Consider the following 17,347-nt stretch of genomic DNA (forward strand, 5'->3'; position numbering starts at 1 on the left):
CTTCTCTGGAGCTCAGGAACTTGTTCGCGCCGACCGAACTTTGACCCAACACGGCGCTTCGTTGGAACCCGTCTTCGAGGGCGCCCACGCGGTGCCCTCGGACAGGTGCGGCAGCTTCGAGCGCTGCGCGCACTAGGCCGTGGGAACGGTACCGCCGTCGATCACATACTCCGCGCCGGTGATCGATGCGGCGCGCGGCGAGACCAGGAACGTGATCAGGTCGGAAACCTCCTGAGGCTGCGCGGGGCGTCCGAGCGGGATGCCTCCCAGGGAATCCATGATGATCTTCTTCCCGCCCTCGTAGTCGATTCCGGCATGATCCGCCAGACGCTGGGCGGCACGAACGGCCGCCTCGGTTTCGATCCAGCCTGGCGACACGCGCACCACACGGATGCCCTTGGGCGAGACTTCCTTCGACAGGCTCTTGCTGTAGGTCGACAGCGCCGCCTTGGCCGCCGCGTAGGCGGTGGTGGACTCCGGCAACGGCAGCTCGTGCTGGATGGAGGTGACGTGGATCACGACGCCGGATCCCCGCTTGATCATGGATGGAAGCAACGCCCTGTCGATGCGCACGGCAGCCATCAGGTTCTGCGTGATCGCGGTGTCCCACTCGGCATCGGTCAAAGCTGCGAACCCGCCGCCCGGCGCGCTCGAACCGCCAAGGACGTTGACGATGACGTCGATGCCACCGAGACGCTCAAGCGCAGCCTTGGCGACCGCCTGGCATCCCTCAGCCGTCATCAGATCGGCGGCCAGATAGATCACGCGGTCGGGAGCCGAGTCCGGAACCGATCGCGCCGTGGCCACGACGGTCATGCCGGCATTGCGCAAGGACTCTACGAGGGCCGCGCCAACACCCTTGGTGCCGCCAGTGACGAGCGCTGTGCGCCCGGAGAGTTCCAGGTCGAAGCTCACAGCGTGATCTCCAGTGACGCAATCTTGGCGCCATCGAGGCCGAAGGAAAACCGCAGATCAACGGGACTGCCAGGAAAGTTGCCCGTGACGTGGCCCGTGACGACGGTCTTGCCAGCCACTTCCTCAGCAGCAAGAGGCTCGATGGTGTAGGTGTACTTCTTCGATGAGCCGCCCTTCCATTCCTTGATGGCCGCCGAACCCATGTAGGTGCGGCCTTCGTCTTTGACAACGGCGTTGTCGGTGAAGCACTGGACCGCGGCGTCGGGGTCAACGCGATCGGACGAGAAGTAATCGGTGATGGGTTTCGGTAGATCGAGAGACATGCAGCCAGCTCCTGTGTGCGTGGGCGGATCACCGTGGGCAATCCGAATTGATGGGCTGCAAGAATAGGGGTGGGCTATAAAATAGCAAGTACATACACAAAAGTAAGGTACCCACCAACTGTATGAGTAAAGAATGGACACCCACAACGGCCGCCGATGGCGTCGAGCAGGCGCTGAAGGTGCTTGAGGGCAAGTGGAAGCTCGTGATCCTGTTCCACCTGTTCGGCGGCAAATTGCTGCGCTTCTCCGAGCTTGAGAGGGCCATCCCAGCCATCACTCAGAAGATGCTGATCCAGCAGTTGCGCCAGATGGAACTGGATGGAGTCGTGCGGCGGATCGTCCATCACCAGGTGCCGCCGAAGGTCGAATACGGACTGACCGATTGGGGCCAGGCACTCTGCCCCGCGCTTGATGCGCTGCTCAAATGGGCATCGCTGAGAGAAGGCTGACTCGAACCGCCCATGGTCGGGACCGACCGTGGGGGAGCGGAGCCCCCCGGCGGCAACCGCACTTGCTCTGCGTTGCAGTCCGGTCGTCGGATACAGCGTCGTGACTGCTGGAAGCTCACACCGCGACAGGCGCGCCAAGGCGGCGTTCGGCGACTACCCCGCATCAGCCGATGCTGGCTGCATCGTGGCGGCCTACAACCTGGTGCGCATGCGCACGCTGGGACACGTCCGTCTGCAGGTAGCCGGATGAATGGAAAAGAGACGCAAATGAGCCCGAAAAGGACCCGAATCGAGCCGGAAACAGTTCATTGGACCGAATCGGTGACCTGGATCATCAAGATTCGGTCAGCAACAGGGTCGGGGCGAGTACCGGTACGCGGTATTTCAGCAACCTGCTAGCAGTCCAGAAAGACTAAAGGGTCAGCAGGCGCTAACCCACTGACCCTCGTCGACTTTGGTGCGGCTGGCAGGATTCGAACCCACGACCCCTTGGTTCGTAGCCAAGTACTCTATCCAACTGAGCTACAGCCGCTGATAGTTCGGTGAATTATGACATGTCCGGTCATCAATCCAGTGCTGCGGCGCGCTGGTCGCAGTTGCTGGCGACCAGTTCGTCACCTTCCTGGCGCGCGATGCGGGCCAGCGTGCGCAGGCCCAGCCGGCGCACCGGCGTGCTGAGGCTTTCGGCGCTGGCGGTCTGTTCCAGCAGCCGGCGCGCCTTGCCCCACAGCTGGCGTTGCGCAAAGGCCATGCCGGCTGCGGCCACCACGGCTGGCTCACGACCATGCTGGGCCAGCACGGCTTCCACCGTCGGCAACCACTGGCTGCCCAGGCCGTCGGCACAGAACACCAGGGCCAGCGCCAGTTGTTCGCGGGCTTCGACATCCAGCTTGTGCGCCTGCTCCCAGGCCGGCATCAGCCAGGACTGGGCCAAGGTCAGGTGGCCGAGCTTCGCGGCGCGCTGCGCGGCGCGGGCGACCACCCAGGCGTCGCGCCGGTCGGCGTCGTCCAGGCCCTGCCAGGCGCGCTTCAGCTGACCCTCGTCGAAGGCCTGGTCCAGCGCCTCGAAAGCCAAAGAGCGCAGCAGCGACTGGGCGGCGACCGATGAGAAGCCCTGGTGCTTGGCCAGCAGGCGCGCGGTCTGCAGCGCCTCCAGCGGCTTGCGGCGCTGGCGCGCAGCCTGCAGCTTCAGGCGCAAGGCCTGGGTGCGGCGCGCCACGCCAGGTGGCAGCTCACCGAGCAAGGCCATGCCGCGGCCGGCGTCGCGATCGTCCAGCGCCCATTCGGCCGCCAGCAGCAGGATGCCTTCGGATGCGCTGCCCGAACTGGCACGGGCCTGCGCGGCGGTCACACGGTCGTCGCGGCCCTTCTTGTCCTGCAGATGGTGCTGGCCGGTGGCGGCCAGCAGGTGCGCCAGGATGGTGAACTCGCGGTCGTCCTTCAGCGAAGGCACGTCGACCTGCAGGTCCAGCGCGCGCTGGGCCGCACGGTGGGCGCGGGCGTAGCGTGCGGCAAACAGCTCGGCCTGGGCTTCGCGCAGCGCCGCCTGCGCGGCCCGTTCGCGCTTCAGTGCGCGCCATTCGCGAGCCCGCAAAGGCAGGCTGAGCAGCGACTGGATCGCCTGCAGGCTGCCGAACAGCACGAACACCGTCGCCGCCATGCCCAGCAGGAACAGGTTGAGCGACATGTCCAGCCGCCACTCGCCGTAGAACAGCGAGACCAGCGCGTCATTGCGCCCCAACGCAGCCGCTGCGACCACCGCCGCGACAAACAGCAACACCAGCCAGATCACCGAACGCATGCAGCTTCCGTTTCCGTTCGGCGCTCAGCGGCCCGCGGCCGCAGCGGCAAGTGCGGCCAGCGTGTCATCAGGCCGCGGCAGCACGACCTGACGGCTCTGGCTGGCCACCTGGCGCACCAGTTCCTGCGCAGAATTCACACGGCGCGAGCTGCTGTCGAAATAGCGGTCCAGCGACTGCTGGGCCTGGTTCAGGTCGGTCTGCGCCTGGTCGAACTGGCGCGACAGCAGCGCAAGCCGCGCATTCAGCAGCCGCAGCTTCAGGTTCTCGCGCAGGAAAAAAGCCTGCTCGGGGGCGATCAGCATTGCCTCGGGCTGCTTGATCTGCGTAACCCGCACCAGCCCGCGCACCTCTCCCCAGATGTCTCCACCCACGCGGGTCCAGGCCTGCCACCATGGCGCGTTGCCCCAGGGCAGCGTGAAGCCAGTGGCGCTGGCGGACGCCGGCGCCGATCCGGCGGCGACGGCCGAAGCGCCCGCAGCGGGCGCGACCGGGCGAGTCGCCGAGCGGCGTTCCGGGGTTGACAGCAGCGGCAGCTCGTCGACCAGGCGCACCGCTTCGTCCAGGCGGATCGACAGCGAAGGCAGGTCGACCAGCGCCACCGAGCGCACCCGGTCCAGGTCGCGCGCGACTGCGCGCCGCACCCGCTCCAGCCGCGGCTGGTTGTAGCGCGCCAGCCGCTCGTCGGCCTGCTTCAGCACGGCAACCAGCGGCTCGGCGCTGCCGGTGATGGCGGCCTGCTGCTGGGCCACGCGCAGCGCGGCTTCCACGTCGGCGACCACGCTTTCGTCGCGCGAGCGCGACAGCGAAGAAATCAGCTCCTCGACCTGGCTGCGCTGCAGCGCGGACTCGGCCACGCGCGCCTCCAGCAGCGAGAGCTTGCTGGCGGTTTCCACCGCCGTGTCATGCGCCTGCTTGGACAGCAGCCTGGCCTCGGTCACCTGCTCCTGGCTGGCCTGCTGGCGCTTGACCAGCTCGGGCTCCAGCGCCTTCAGGCGTTGCTGGGTGTTCCAGGCCAGGCCCAGGCCAACAGCGGCGGTGCCACCAAGGATCAGCACCAGCCACGGTAACCAGCCGGGCGTGCGGGCCAGGGGCACGGGTCCCGCTGCAGGCGAAAGCGCCGGCAGCACGACGCTGGCCGCGTCGGACGCCTCGGAAGGGGGGGTGTCAGGCATGTTCACCATGTGAAGATCATTGTATAGACGCACCCTGCGTGCCCTGAGCCGGCGACGCAGCGGCGCCACAGCCAACACCGTGGAAAGCCCCGCGGCATCCCATGACTGAAGGAACCACGCCGCTCAGGCCAGCACCTGCTCGACCACCGCCCGCCAGCCCGGCCGCACCGGCAACACCGTGCCAAAGCCCAGCGCCCGGGCCCGCGCCTCGATGCGGGGATGCGAGGCCAGGGCGATGGCCTTGGCCCAATCCGCCTGCGGCAACAGGCGCGCCAGATGCTCGATGCCCACAGAGCTGCTGAGCAGCCAGCGCACCTGCGCCGGCTCGGCCAGCGCCCGATGCGCAATCGCCAGCTGGGCCGGGTTCCAGTCGGGCACCAGCCTGGCATAGGACTGCACGAAGTCCACCACGGCGCCAGCCTGCGCCAGCGTGGTGGCGAACCAGTCGCGCCCGCCATCGCCGCGCACGACCCAGACCGGCCGGCCCTGCCAGTCCTGCGCGCGGAGCTGTTCCCACAGCGCTTCGGAGTCGAACTGCGCCGCGGACTCGTCCGGCGCGGTGATGCAGTCCACCGGCACGCCGGCTGCGCACAGCGCGGCCACCGTGCCGGGCCCGGTGGCCGCGGCCTGCACGCCAGCCGGCCAGCTCGCACCGGGCGGCAGGCAGGCGAAAAACTGCAGCGCTGCGTTGGGGCTGACAAACATCAGCAAGGCGCCCGCAGACAAGCCGGCAAACACTTCACGCACCCGCGCCGGCGCTGGCGCGCCGGCAATGCCCATCAAGGGCAAGGCTTCGGCCTCGACCTGATGGCTGCGCAGCCGCGCCACCCATTCCGAGGCCTGTGGCTCGGGACGGGTGACCAGCACCCGGCAAACGGCAGGTCGCGTCGGGCTCACGCCGGCATCGCCAGGTAGGCCTCGCCCCCTGCGTCGCGCAGCAGCTGCGCCGCCTGCTGCCCCAACGCTTCGGCTGCGGCCACGTCGGGCACCGCGCCATCCACCGCCGCCTTCAGCAGCGGCTGCAGCGGGTCGACCGCATGGCCCAGCGCCACACTCATCGCCAACCGCCCGGCGCTGACCACCGCATGCGCGGCCAGCGGCACGCTGCAGCTGCCACCGAGTGCACGCGACACGGCCCGCTCGGCATGCGCCGCCAGCCAGGTCGGCCCGTGGCCCAACTGCGCCACCGCGCCGACCAGCGCGTCCGCGCTCTCGCGCAGCTCCAGGCCCAGCGCGCCCTGGCCGGCACACGGGATCATTTGCTCGACGCTGAAGAACGAACGGATGCGCTCACCCAGGCCCAGGCGCTTCAGGCCGGCTGCTGCCAGCACGATGGCGTCGTAACCGCCGTCATCCAGCTTGCGCAGCCGGGTGTCCAGGTTGCCGCGCAGCGGTTCGATGCGCAGGTCCGGCCGCAAGGCCAGCAACTGCACCACGCGGCGCAGGCTGGAGGTGCCGACACAAGCCCCCTGCGGCAAGGCCTGCAGGTCGGCAAAGTGATTCGACACGAACGCATCACGCGGGTCCTCGCGCGCCAGCACGGCCGCCAGCACAAAGCCCTCGGGCAGCTCCATCGGCAGGTCCTTCAGCGAATGCACCGCCAGGTGCGCCTCGCCGCGTGCCATGGCCAGCTCCAGTTCCTTGACGAACAAGCCCTTGCCGCCGACCTTGGACAGGCTGCGGTCCAGGATCTGGTCGCCGCGCGTGGTCATGCCCAGCAGGCTGGCCGGCAGACCCAGCTCGGTGGCCAGGCGATCCCGCACATGCTCGGCCTGCCACATCGCCAGCCGGCTTTCGCGGGTGGCGATGACCACCGGCGAAGGGATCGGTGCCGACACCGGCGGAAAGGTGGGCGAGGCAGGCGTGTGATTCATGCCGAAATTATCGCGCCGCCACGGGCAACTGATAGGATTGCGAATTGGTAATTCGGTTACACCATCCGGAGACTTTCGATGCCGCGTGCTGCCGCCCCCGCCAAGACCCCCGTCGTGCGCCCGCCGCGCGCCGCATCTTCCAAGGTGGCAAAGCCATCTGCCAGTGATGCCACCGAGAAGAACAAGCCTTTGGTGGAGGATATTCGGTTACTTGGCCGAATCCTGGGGGATGTGATCCGCGAGCAGGAAGGCCGGCCGGCCTTCGACCTGATCGAGCGGGTGCGCCAGCTCTCGGTGGCCTACCGGATCAAGAAAGACGCCAGCGCCGGCCGCGTGCTGGACCGGCTGCTGAAAAACCTGTCGGCCGACCAGACGGTGAGCGTGATCCGCGCCTTCAGCTACTTCTCGCACCTGGCCAACATTGCCGAGGACCGCCATCACGTGCGCCGGCGCATGTACCACGAGGCGGCAGGCACCCACCAGGAAGGCTCGCTGGCCCACTGCTTCGAGAAGCTCGCCCGTGCCGACCACCGCGCCGCCGACATTGCCGGCACGCTGGCCAAGGCCTACATCTCGCCTGTGCTGACGGCCCACCCGACCGAAGTGCAGCGCAAGAGCATCCTGGACGCCGAGCGCGCCATTGCCGAGCTGATCAGCCAGCGCGACGAATTGCGCACCGACAGCGAGCGCCGGATCAACGAAGCGCTGCTGACCGCCCGCGTGACCCAGCTCTGGCAGACGCGCATGCTGCGCTACGCCAAGCTGACGGTGGCCGACGAGATCGAGAACGCGCTGTCGTACTACCACGCCACCTTCCTGCGCCAGATCCCGCGCATGTATGCCGAGGTCGAGGAAGCGCTGCCCGGCCATGAAGTGGCGCCCTTCTTCCGCATGGGCAACTGGATTGGCGGCGACCGCGATGGCAACCCGAACGTCAGCGCCGAGACGCTGCGCCTGGCGCTCTCGCGCCAGTCCGAAACCGCGCTGCGCCACTACCTGACCGAAGTGCACACGCTGGGCGCCGAGCTGTCGATCTCGCAGATGCTGGCGCCGGTCTCGGCCGAAATGATCGCGCTGGCCGACAGCTCGCCCGACAAGAGCCCGCACCGCGAGGACGAGCCCTACCGCCGCGCGCTGACCGGCATCTACGCCCGGCTGGCCGCCACGCTGCACGAGTTGACCGGCACCGAGGCGCTGCGCCATGCCGTGGCACCGCAGGACCCGTACCGCGCGCCGGAAGACTTCCTGGCCGACCTGCGGGTGATCGAGCGCTCGCTGCGCTCCCATCACGCCGGTGCGCTGATCGGGCCGCGCCTGGCGCCGCTGATGCGCGCGGTGCAGGTCTTCGGTTTCCACCTGGCCACGGTGGACCTGCGCCAGAGCTCGGACCAGCACGAAGCGGTGATTGGCGAGCTGCTGCGGGTGGCGCGCATCGAGCCGGACTACAGCGCGCTCGACGAAACCGCCCGCCGCGAGTTGCTGCTGCGCCTGTTGAACGACGCCCGCAGCCTGCGCGTGCGCGGCGTGGACTACAGCGAATGGGCCCAGCGCGAGCTGGCCATCTTCGAGGCCGCGGTCGAAGGCCGGCGCCGCTACGGCAAGCTGGCCATCCGCCACTACATCATCTCGCACACCGAGGACGTGTCCGACCTGCTGGAAGTGCTGCTGCTGCAGAAGGAATGCGGGCTGATGCGCGGCCTGCTCAGCGAAGAGGCGCATGCCGACCTGATCGTCTCGCCGCTGTTCGAGACGATTGGCGACCTGCGCAACGCCGGCCGCATCATGCAGGAGTTCTACGCGTTGCCCGGCATTGCCGCGCTGGTCGCCAGGGGCGGTGGCGAACAGGATGTGATGCTGGGCTATTCGGACAGCAACAAGGATGGCGGTTTCTTCACCAGCAACTGGGAGCTTTACCGCGCCGAGATTGCGCTGGTCGAGATGTTCGCCCCCTTGGAGGCCGAGCACGGCATCCAGCTGCGGTTGTTCCATGGGCGCGGCGGCACGGTCGGCCGGGGCGGTGGCCCGAGCTACCAGGCCATCCTGGCCCAGCCGCCCGGCACCGTGGGCGGGCAGATCCGCCTGACCGAGCAGGGCGAGGTCATCAACTCCAAGTACGCCAACCCCGAGATCGGCCGGCGCAACCTGGAAACCCTGGTCGCCGCGACACTGGAAGCCACGCTGCTGCACCCGACCAAGGCCGCGCCCAAGGCCTTCCTGGACGCCGCCGAGCAGCTCAGCCAGGGCAGCATGGCGGCCTACCGCGCACTGGTCTACGAGACACCAGGCTTCACCGACTACTTCTTCTCCGCCACGCCCATCCGCGAGATCGCCGAGCTGAACATCGGCTCGCGCCCGGCCTCGCGCAAGGCATCCCGCGCCATCGAGGACCTGCGCGCCATTCCCTGGGGCTTCTCATGGGGCCAGTGCCGCGTGGCGCTGCCGGGCTGGTGCGGCTTCGGCTCGGCGGTCGAGCAGTTCCTGGGCGAAGACAAGAAGCAGCGGGCCGCGCGGCTGGAGCTGCTGCAGCGCATGCACCGCCAGTGGCCGTTCTTCCGCACGCTGCTGTCCAACCTGGACATGGTGCTGGCCAAGAGCGACCTGCGCATTGCCTCGCGCTATGTCGAGCTGGTCGAGGACAAGCGGCTGGGCAAGCGCATCTTCGCGGCCATCCGCGCTGAGTGGGACCTGACCTGCCAGGCGCTGGCCACCATCACCGGTGACGGGCAGCCGCTGCAGTCCAACCCCAGCCTGGCCCGCTCGATCGAACACCGCTTCCCGTACCTGGACCCGCTGAACCACCTGCAGGTGGAACTGATGCGCCGCTACCGCAAGCGCCGCGAAGGCGATCCGGCCAACGAGCGGCTGCAGCGCGGCATCCACATCTCGATCAACGGGGTTGCAGCAGGCCTCCGAAACACGGGTTGATCTTGATCCGTTCGCACTGAGCCTGTCGAAGTGCCCGCGTCGCCGTGACGCGCTGGCTTCGACAGGCTCAGCCCGAACGGTCCACAGCGCCAACGATTGGGAAACCTCAATCTCTCGGACAGCGGCGAATCTACCTGCGCGCTTCCTGCTTCAGAAAACGCGAGATCGTGGCCAGTTCGCCGTCTCGCGCGACCTCGCTGAGGTAGGCACTCATGCGCAGTGCGGCGGCGCATTGGCGGTCCTGCGAGGCGGTGTTCTGTCCAGAGACCGTGGGCCACTCCTGGGTGGCGATGCGCGAGAGCGCGTCGGTGTAGGTCTGGCGGCGCGCAGCCAGCGCCTGCAGCCGCTCGGGCGACTGCCCTGTCCGTTCGCCCAGGCGCATGCCCATGCCCAGGTCCAGCATCGAGCGGCCATGCTGGGACAGCAGTTCGCCGAAGTGGCCGCAGGTGTCGCGCCGCGCGGGGTCGGCCATGACCTCGGCCGAGCACCAGCGGCCCAGCGCCTGGTAGCCACCGTAGACATGCGTGGTGCTCACCCCCATCGCCGCCACTTCAACCTGCAACCGCACCTGGCCTTGCACCGTCGGCGGCAAGGCCTGCATCACCTGCTGCGAGACCCAGCTCAGGTCGCCGTCGTGCCGGCTGGCCTGGGCTGCGCGCAGCATCGCCTGGTCCTGCGCGGCCGGGTCGTTGGCCAGGTCCTGTGCCAGCGCCAGCCAAGGCGCGGCGTTGTCGGGGTCCAGCTCGGCCCAGTGGGCATTGCTGAGCCCGGCGCAGCGGCCGGTGGCGGCCTTGCCACCGCTGCAGGCCTGCAGCGCCAGCGCATAGACGGCCGGCGACTGTGTCATCTGCGCCTGGTCGATCAGCGCTTCCAGGTCCACCGCTGCGGTGCGCCGCTGCTGGTCCACCTCGCGCTGGCGCTTTTCGCCTTCGGCCATGCAGGCAGCCTCTGCCGCCGGGTCGGGTGCGCTGTTGCGATTGGCCGGGCTGCCGGACAGGCAGGCGTCCAGGTCGGGCGGCGGCAGCGTGAAGTCGCTGGCCGCCAGCATCAGGCCGACCGCGCGCGCCACCTCGTCGGGCGAGTTGCGCAGCCTGTTCACCAGCTCGCGCTGGGCCAGCAGCGCCGCGTCCTGCGCGGCCTGCTGCAAACGGGCGTTCGACGGGCGGCGGCCGTTGACATCCGGCAGCGGGCCGATGCCGCAATTGGCCGCCATCGCATTGCCGGCCTCGGCCTCGCTGGCCGGCTGGGAAGCGGGCGCCGCCTCGGCCGAGGCCGACAAAGCCTGGGGCGCTGCAGCAGAAGACTCGCTGGCCGATGCGGCGTGGCCCGCGACCTGCACCTGCGGCGCGGCCGGCGCCCAGGCGCGCCAGGCCAGCAGCACCAGCGCAGCCAGCGCCACGCCGATGACCGAAATGGCCAGTGGCCGTGAGACCCGGGTCGAACTCACGCGCTCACAGCCCTTCGCCGACCAGCGCTTCGCGCACGCCGGCCAACTGCCGGCGCGAGACCGCCAGCCATTCGTCGTACGGCGCCAGCCGCACCGCCCAGGCCTCGCCGCCGCCTTCTTCCTGTTCGTCGCCATGCAGCACGCGGCGCTCCAGCGCCCGCACCGCCGCCTTGGCGACCACGGCATTGCGGTGGATGCGCACCACCCGCGCGCCCAGGCGCTGCTCCAGGTCGGCCAGCGCATCGTCCAGCACATATTGATGCTCGCGGGTGCGCAGCGTCACGTACTTCATCTCGGCTCGCAGGTAGACCACGTCCCCCACCGGGATGCGCAGCACCCGCCCACGGTCGCTGACGACCAGCACCGGCTCGTCCACCGCCGGCTTGCTCACCGCCGCCAAGCCCACGCGCGCGCGGCCCAGCCGTTGCGCAATGCGGCCCAGGGCCTCCTGCAGGCGCGCGCGGCGCACCGGCTTGGTCAGGTAGTCCACCGCCTCGATCTCGAAGGCCTGCAGCGCATGCTCGGCATGGGCGGTGACAAACACCACCACCGGCGAAGCCTGCTGCGGCTGGCCGAGCGCTGGCGAGCGCAGCCGCCGCGCCAGTTCCAGCCCATCAATGCCAGGCATGTGGATGTCCAGCAGCACCGCGTCGGCCGGCTGGCGGGCCAGCAGGTGCAGCGCCTCGGAGGCACTGCCGGCTTCGCCGACGACCTCGACCGAAGGCGCTGCGCAATCGGCCAGCAGGCTGCGCAGCCGCATGCGCGCCAGTGGCTCGTCGTCGACGATCAGCAGGCGCAGGCGTTCGTTGTCGGTGTCCATGGTCCAGGTCCCTAAACCGGCACGCCGACGCTGACGCGCCAGCGGCCATCTTCGATGATGCCGCTGCGAAAGTCGGCGTCCAGGTCGTGCATCAGCCGCAGCCGCTCGCGCACGCTGGCCAGGCCAATGCCGTGGCCGCGCTTTGAAGGCCCCAGCGGCACAGAGTTGGTGACCGAGATCAGCACCCGGTCGCGGCGGCGGCGGGTGACGATCTCGATGCGGCCGCCGCGGTCACTGGGCTCCACGCCGTGGCGCACCGCATTTTCGATCAGCGGCTGCAGCAGCAGCGGTGGCAGCCGGGTGTCGTCCGCGGCCGGGTCCAGCCGCCAGTCCACGCGCAGCCGGGCGCCAAAGCGCAGCTGCTCAATGTCCAGGTAGCGCCGGCTCAGCTCGACTTCAGCGGCCAAGGTGGTGGCTTCGTCCAGCCCGCCCAGCGCAGCGCGGAACAGCTCGGCCAGGTCTTCCAGCACTTCCTCGGCGCGCTTCGGGTCGACCTGCACCAGCGCGATGGCGGTGTTCAACGTGTTGAACAGGAAGTGCGGGCGGATGCGGGTCTGCAGGTCGGCCAGCCGGGCCGCCGCGGCGGCCGGCAGCCGCGCGCGCTGGCGCCAGCGTTCGGACTGCTGCAGCAGCGCCGCCAGCAGCGCGCCGGCCAGCGCCGGGGCCAGCCAGGGCCAGTCGTCATTCGCGCCGGGGTTGCTCATCAGGCCAATGCGGCTGAACGGCACCCAGGCGGCCAGCGTGGTGAGCGCGCCCACCAGCGCCACGGCGCCCATCTGCAGCGCGGGCGCCAGCTTCACCAGCAGCGGCCGCCCCAGGCAGACCAGCAGCAGCCAGGCCAACGTTGCGGGCACCGCGACGGTGGCGGCTTCGCTCATCATCGCCAGCCAGTTGACCAGGTTGCGCGCCGCGAACAGCAAGCCCACGCCCAGCACGCCGTGCACGCCCACCAGCGCGCGCAGCAGCATGCCGCTGCCGCAGCCGGGCAAGGCAGCGGCGCGCACCGCGTCGGGCGCGGTGACGACCTCGCGCAGGTCGTCGAACAAGGTGCTGGTGCCGGTTTCAGAGCGTTTTGCCACGGCGGTCATTCTCGGCCAAGTCGCCCCCGGGGCCGTGCCCGCTCGTCCGCGCCAGGGCACCGCCTAAAATACTCGGCTTCCCTCCCCCACTCTGCCGCAGCGGCGCCCTTTCGGCCGCGGTGGCCTGCTGCCCGATGAGCTCCAACCAACTCGACAAGAAATCCCAGGCCTGGTCCGCGCTCTTTTCCGAGCCGATGAGCGAGCTGGTCAAGCGCTACACCTCCAGCGTCTTCTTCGACAAGCGCCTGTGGGCGGCCGACATCGAAGGCAGCCTGGCCCATGCCGGCATGCTGGCCGCGCAAGGCATCATCGGCGCGCAGGACCTGGCCGACATCCAGCGCGGCATGGCGCAGATCAAGGGCGAGATCGAGGCCGGCCAGTTCGAGTGGAAGCTCGAGCTGGAAGACGTGCACCTGAACATCGAGGCCCGACTGACCCAGCTGGTGGGCGACGCCGGCAAGCGCCTGCACACCGGCCGCAGCCGCAACGACCAGGTCGCCACCGACGTGCGGCTCTGGCTGCGCAGCGAGATCGACCAGATCGCCGAGCTGCTGGCCGACATGCAGCGCGCGCTGGTGAGCGTGGCCGCGGACCACACCGAAACCGTGATGCCAGGCTTCACCCACATGCAGGTGGCCCAGCCGGTGAGCTTTGCGCACCACCTGCTGGCCTATGTGGAAATGTTCGCCCGCGATGCCGAACGCCTGACGGACTTGCGCAAGCGCGTGAACCGCCTGCCGCTGGGCGCCGCCGCGCTGGCCGGCACCAGCTACCCGCTGGACCGCGAGCTGGTCGCCAGGTCGCTGGGCTTTGACGGCATCTGCCAGAACAGCCTGGACGCCGTGAGCGACCGTGACTTCGCGATCGAGTTCAGCAGCTTTGCCGCGCTGGTGATGATCCACGTCTCGCGCATGGCCGAGGAGATCGTGCTGTGGATGAGCCAGAACTTCGGCTTCATCGACCTGTCGGACCGGTATTGCACCGGCTCTTCCATCATGCCGCAGAAGCGCAACCCGGACGTGGCCGAACTGGCGCGCGGCAAGAGCGGCCGCGTGGTCGGCCACCTGATGGGCCTGATCACCTTGATGAAAGGCCAGCCGCTGACCTACAACAAGGACAACCAGGAAGACAAGGAGCCGCTGTTCGACACCGTGGACACGGTCAAGGACACGCTGCGCATCATGGCCGAGATGGTGGGCGGCGAAGTGGCAGCCGACGGTTCACGCAGTGGCGGCCTGAAGGTCAAGGCCGAGGCGATGGAGCGCGCCGCGCTGCGCGGCTATGCCACGGCGACCGACCTGGCCGACTACCTGGTGAAGAAAGGCCTGCCGTTCCGCGACGCACATGAGGTCGTGGCGCATGCCGTGAAGGAAGGCCTGAAGCAGGGGGTGGACCTGGCCGAACTGCCACTGGCCACGCTGCAGGGCTTTGATGCCCGCATCACCGACGATGTGTTCTCGGTGCTGACGCTGCGCGGCTCGCTGAATGCCCGCAATGTGCTGGGCGGCACCGCGCCGGTGCAGGCGCTGGCGCAGATTGCGCGTCACCAGGCCCGCCTGGGTCGGTGACAAAAAGGGAGAGTGGCCCTGGCTCCGCCGAACCTGGCCACTCATTCCCAGATGCTCAAGGCTTGGTCACGGTGAAGTAGAAGCCGGACTTGGCCGACAGCGTGCCGGCCATCGGCACGACTTCGCCGTTTTCGTTCAGCCCGTAGCAGTCGACCGAGAAACGGCCGGCGACGATCTCGCCGTTGTAGTCGGTCGAGGACGGCAGCTCGAACTGGTACTTGTGCGAGCCGATCTTGGTCAGCTGCGAACCTTCGACCGAGATGTACTGGCTCACCGAGCCGGACACCGGGACCACCATGTCCACATGGAAGACCTTCAGGTCGTGCTGGGCCTCGGGCTTGAAGGTGATTTCCACCCGCGTGCCGAGGATCTGCTGGCCGGTCAGCGGGATGAACTTGCCCTTCTTGTTGGTGTAGCCCATCTGGCCATAGTCCAGGGCCTTGTCCACGTACGGGTGATAGAAGACTTCCACGGTGTCGGCCGCCAGGGCCGAGCCAGCGGCCCAGAAGCCCATGGCAGCCGCCAGCGCGGCCTTTTTCCAGAAAGAGAGAGACATGCGAATGACTTTCGAAAAGAGGAACAGGAAAGAAGCGAAGAGAGGGAAGGAAGCGCACATCCATTCACCGGATGCCGGGTTGAAGAGGCGTCAGTGCATCGATGCGTAGCCCTCCGGTTGAGGGGTTGAAGAAAGCGCGAGGCAGCCGGCCGTCTGCCGCGCGGACATGGCTCCGCCTGCGGCGCTGTCCGATTCTGAAAACCGGGCGCCCGAGGCGAAGAAAGGGAACAGGGGGAAGCGACGCGCGCTTCAGGCCTGGGCTGTCGCCAGGCCCGGCGCGCCGGGTGTCATGGGTCGAACTTCAGGCCCTGGGCCACCAGGCTGGTGCCGTCCAGCGACAAGGTGCCGCGCACCTCGATGCGCACGCCGTTGGCCAGCGCCGATTCGGTGCCCTGGCTGAGCACCGTGTCGGCAAACGAAACCGGCGTGCCCAGCAGCGTGAAGCGCTGCGCTGCCAGGTCCAGCGCCGAGAGCTGGCCCACCAGGCTGAAGTTCTGCTTGTTGACCCGGTCGCCATCCTCGGCCACCGGCCTCACCGTCAGCGTACTGGCCTGCACCACGCCGCCGCTGGCGCTGCCTTCAACCCGCACGCGCAGGCCCGTCTGCAGCACGCTGCCGGCCGGCAGCACCTGCGCCTGGCGCAGGTCCACACGCAGGCCGCCCACGCGCAGGCTGCTGCCGTCGAGCTGTTCGATCAGGCCCTGCAGCGCCACCGGGCCGGTGGCCGCGTCCCGCTGCGCCGGCACCAGCACGCTGCGCACCAGCCAGCGTCCCTGCGCATTGGGCTGGGTGTCGAACAGCAGCTTGACGAAGGCGCCGTCGGTCAGCTCGCCTGGCAGCGACATGCGCGTGGACAACTGGAATGGCTGGCCGCCCATCTGCAGCGTGCGCGTGGCCAGGTCCAGCGCCTGCACGCGGCCCTGCAGCCCGTAGGACGCCGGGCTGAGGAGCGGCTCGATGCGCCGCGCCAGGTAGCGGCCGGTCGCTGCGTCATAGATCGCATGGACCTCCACCACGTCCCCCAGCGCAATGCCGGCCTGGCCGCCAGCGATGGCCGGGTCGAAGGCCGTGTTGCCGTCGATCAGCACCGTCTGGCCCAGCACCGTGAGCGAACGCGCCATCAGGTCGCTGGCGCCGACCGGGCCGGCCAGCGCGCTGGCAACCGTGACCTGCAAGGCCTCGGCGGACGGCTCGTCGCCACCCACCGCAGCGCTGTCGATGCGCACCACCATGCCCAGCCGCAGCGCGTCGGCGCCCAGCAGGTGGCCCTGGTCGTCGGCAATGCGGGCACTGCGCTGCCCGTAGTTCACGCCGTTGACGATCAGGCCGCCCAGGCCGGTCGCCGAGCCTTCGGTGTAGCCCTGAGGACTGGCCCCGGTGCCGCCGCCTTCCACGCCACCGCAGGCGGCCAGCAGCAGCGCCGCCAGGCTGCAGGCCAGGGCAAACGGCGTTCGCCAGCGGCGGCCGGGCCGTTCAGTCATTCGCGCCATCGGGAAGATCCTCCTCATCGCGCGCGGGCTCGGCCGTCGGTGCCGGCCTGCGCTGCGAGTACATGAACATGCCAACGCGCACCACCGCGTCAGTGGGCGCGCCGTCGGCTTCGTCGCGGTCGATGCGGCGCTGCAATTCGGGCACCAGCTGCTGCGTCAGCTGCTGCCAATGGCTTTCGACCAAGCCTCGCACGCCTTGTGCCGAGTCCAGCGACAGGCCGTTGGCCCAGATCGCCTGCTCGAAGTGGCGCGGCTGCTCGCCTGCGACGTTGTCGACGGCGGCACTGAGGTGGTCACCCACATTGCCGCCGAGCAGGCCCAGCAACCGGGCCTGGTCCCGGTCGGGCACCAGCGCGGCACGGTTCAGGCTGACGCGGTCGCTGTCCTGCAGCCAGGTGACCAGCTTCAGCCGCAGCATGTCGTCCAGCAGGCTGCGGGGATGCACGTCGCGTGTCACCAGCGCGGCCAGCGCGTCGAAACTGGGCGCCGGGCCCTGGCGTGGCAGACCGGCCTCGTCCTGCGGCAGCGCCGGGTCGGTGGACCAGCGGAAGAACAGCCGCAGGGCCATCGACGGCCGTGGCCGCGGTGCTTCCAGCGACTCGCCGACCAGCCGCGTGACCTCGCGCCGGTTGATGCCGGTGGCCGTGGCAATGCGGCTGACCAGACGGTGCGGCAGCGCCTCGGGCTTGGCCTTCAGCGCGGCTTCGCGCGCGGCCTGCACCATGGCCAGCTTCAACAGCGCTTCCAGCGAGTCGAAGTGCAAGCCCTGCGCCACGGCCAGGCGGCCCAGCGGGGCCAGCAGTGACTGCATGGCTTCCAGCAAGGCTTTGTGCTCCGGCGATGGCAAAGAAAGGGCTGTGGAGGGATCGGACATGGCAACAGGCCTGAGAGCGAGGCCGGAAGCATAGGCGCGCAGTCGAATACCGC

15 protein-coding genes and 1 tRNA gene are annotated in these 17,347 nt (G+C 69.1%); 3 read left to right on the top strand and 13 right to left on the bottom strand.

Features of this window, described 5'->3' with window-relative positions:
- Positions 1 to 132 precede the first annotated feature (132 nt).
- Both AC3WR5_RS04915 and AC3WR5_RS04920 read right to left on the bottom strand, forming a co-directional pair.
- On the bottom strand, positions 133 to 915 hold the full coding sequence (locus tag AC3WR5_RS04915; protein WP_492482308.1) for an SDR family oxidoreductase: 783 nt from the start codon (positions 913 to 915) through the stop codon (positions 133 to 135).
- Complete coding sequence (locus tag AC3WR5_RS04920; protein WP_141288569.1) at positions 912 to 1,238, bottom strand: nuclear transport factor 2 family protein; 327 nt, start codon at positions 1,236 to 1,238, stop codon at positions 912 to 914. The genes AC3WR5_RS04915 and AC3WR5_RS04920 overlap by 4 nt, the downstream gene beginning before the upstream one ends.
- A 122-nt stretch (positions 1,239 to 1,360) precedes the next feature.
- On the opposite strand from AC3WR5_RS04920, the gene AC3WR5_RS04925 reads away from it, so the two are divergent.
- Positions 1,361 to 1,687: a winged helix-turn-helix transcriptional regulator gene (locus tag AC3WR5_RS04925; RefSeq protein ID WP_141288570.1), complete on the top strand. Its 327-nt coding sequence runs from the start codon at positions 1,361 to 1,363 to the stop codon at positions 1,685 to 1,687.
- Between the two features lie 455 nt (positions 1,688 to 2,142).
- Here AC3WR5_RS04925 and AC3WR5_RS04930 read toward each other — a convergent pair.
- The 5 genes from AC3WR5_RS04930 to hemC all read right to left on the bottom strand — a co-directional run bounded on the left by AC3WR5_RS04930 (position 2,143) and on the right by hemC (position 6,535).
- A tRNA-Arg gene (locus tag AC3WR5_RS04930) sits at positions 2,143 to 2,219 on the bottom strand.
- 33 nt (positions 2,220 to 2,252) lie between these two features.
- On the bottom strand, positions 2,253 to 3,488 hold the full coding sequence (locus tag AC3WR5_RS04935) for a heme biosynthesis HemY N-terminal domain-containing protein (RefSeq protein WP_492482311.1): 1,236 nt from the start codon (positions 3,486 to 3,488) through the stop codon (positions 2,253 to 2,255).
- A gap of 24 nt (positions 3,489 to 3,512) precedes the next feature.
- Positions 3,513 to 4,661 carry a uroporphyrinogen-III C-methyltransferase gene (locus AC3WR5_RS04940; protein WP_492482313.1) on the bottom strand — a complete coding sequence of 383 codons (1,149 nt, stop codon included), beginning with the start codon at positions 4,659 to 4,661 and terminating at the stop codon, positions 3,513 to 3,515.
- A 123-nt stretch (positions 4,662 to 4,784) separates the two neighbouring features.
- Positions 4,785 to 5,528 carry a uroporphyrinogen-III synthase gene (locus AC3WR5_RS04945; protein WP_492482314.1) on the bottom strand — a complete coding sequence of 248 codons (744 nt, stop codon included), beginning with the start codon at positions 5,526 to 5,528 and terminating at the stop codon, positions 4,785 to 4,787.
- Between the two features lie 26 nt (positions 5,529 to 5,554).
- Entirely contained in the window at positions 5,555 to 6,535 is a 981-nt protein-coding gene (hemC, locus tag AC3WR5_RS04950) for a hydroxymethylbilane synthase (RefSeq protein WP_231011576.1), read from the bottom strand.
- Positions 6,536 to 6,613: 78 nt separating this feature from the next.
- On the opposite strand from hemC, the gene ppc reads away from it, so the two are divergent.
- The gene (gene ppc / locus AC3WR5_RS04955; protein WP_492482317.1) at positions 6,614 to 9,460 is read left to right on the top strand and encodes a phosphoenolpyruvate carboxylase; all 2,847 of its coding nucleotides are present in this window, start codon (positions 6,614 to 6,616) and stop codon (positions 9,458 to 9,460) included.
- 130 nt (positions 9,461 to 9,590) lie between these two features.
- Here the strand turns inward: ppc and AC3WR5_RS04960 are convergent, their stop codons facing one another.
- Genes AC3WR5_RS04960 through AC3WR5_RS04970 form a run of 3 tightly spaced genes read right to left on the bottom strand, consistent with a single transcriptional unit; the run spans position 9,591 to position 12,815 of the window.
- Positions 9,591 to 10,907: a hypothetical protein gene (locus tag AC3WR5_RS04960; protein ID WP_231011572.1), complete on the bottom strand. Its 1,317-nt coding sequence runs from the start codon at positions 10,905 to 10,907 to the stop codon at positions 9,591 to 9,593.
- A gap of 4 nt (positions 10,908 to 10,911) precedes the next feature.
- Positions 10,912 to 11,727: a LytR/AlgR family response regulator transcription factor gene (locus tag AC3WR5_RS04965; RefSeq protein ID WP_492482319.1), complete on the bottom strand. Its 816-nt coding sequence runs from the start codon at positions 11,725 to 11,727 to the stop codon at positions 10,912 to 10,914.
- Positions 11,728 to 11,738: 11 nt separating this feature from the next.
- Positions 11,739 to 12,815: a sensor histidine kinase gene (locus AC3WR5_RS04970; RefSeq protein ID WP_492482321.1), complete on the bottom strand. Its 1,077-nt coding sequence runs from the start codon at positions 12,813 to 12,815 to the stop codon at positions 11,739 to 11,741.
- Between the two features lie 125 nt (positions 12,816 to 12,940).
- Between AC3WR5_RS04970 and argH the strand changes: the two genes are divergently transcribed.
- The gene (argH, locus tag AC3WR5_RS04975) at positions 12,941 to 14,374 is read left to right on the top strand and encodes an argininosuccinate lyase (protein WP_492482323.1); all 1,434 of its coding nucleotides are present in this window, start codon (positions 12,941 to 12,943) and stop codon (positions 14,372 to 14,374) included.
- Positions 14,375 to 14,429: 55 nt separating this feature from the next.
- On the opposite strand, the gene AC3WR5_RS04980 is transcribed toward argH, so the two are convergent.
- The 3 genes from AC3WR5_RS04980 to AC3WR5_RS04990 all read right to left on the bottom strand — a co-directional run bounded on the left by AC3WR5_RS04980 (position 14,430) and on the right by AC3WR5_RS04990 (position 17,294).
- Positions 14,430 to 14,930 carry a hypothetical protein gene (locus AC3WR5_RS04980; RefSeq protein WP_141290853.1) on the bottom strand — a complete coding sequence of 167 codons (501 nt, stop codon included), beginning with the start codon at positions 14,928 to 14,930 and terminating at the stop codon, positions 14,430 to 14,432.
- A gap of 287 nt (positions 14,931 to 15,217) precedes the next feature.
- Positions 15,218 to 16,420: a DUF5666 domain-containing protein gene (locus AC3WR5_RS04985; RefSeq protein ID WP_492482325.1), complete on the bottom strand. Its 1,203-nt coding sequence runs from the start codon at positions 16,418 to 16,420 to the stop codon at positions 15,218 to 15,220.
- Positions 16,404 to 17,294 carry a DUF6502 family protein gene (locus tag AC3WR5_RS04990; protein ID WP_492482327.1) on the bottom strand — a complete coding sequence of 297 codons (891 nt, stop codon included), beginning with the start codon at positions 17,292 to 17,294 and terminating at the stop codon, positions 16,404 to 16,406. Before AC3WR5_RS04990 ends, AC3WR5_RS04985 begins: the two co-directional genes overlap by 17 nt.
- Positions 17,295 to 17,347: the final 53 nt, after the last annotated feature.

This window comes from Ideonella sp. FW305-24 (genome assembly GCF_058788035.1).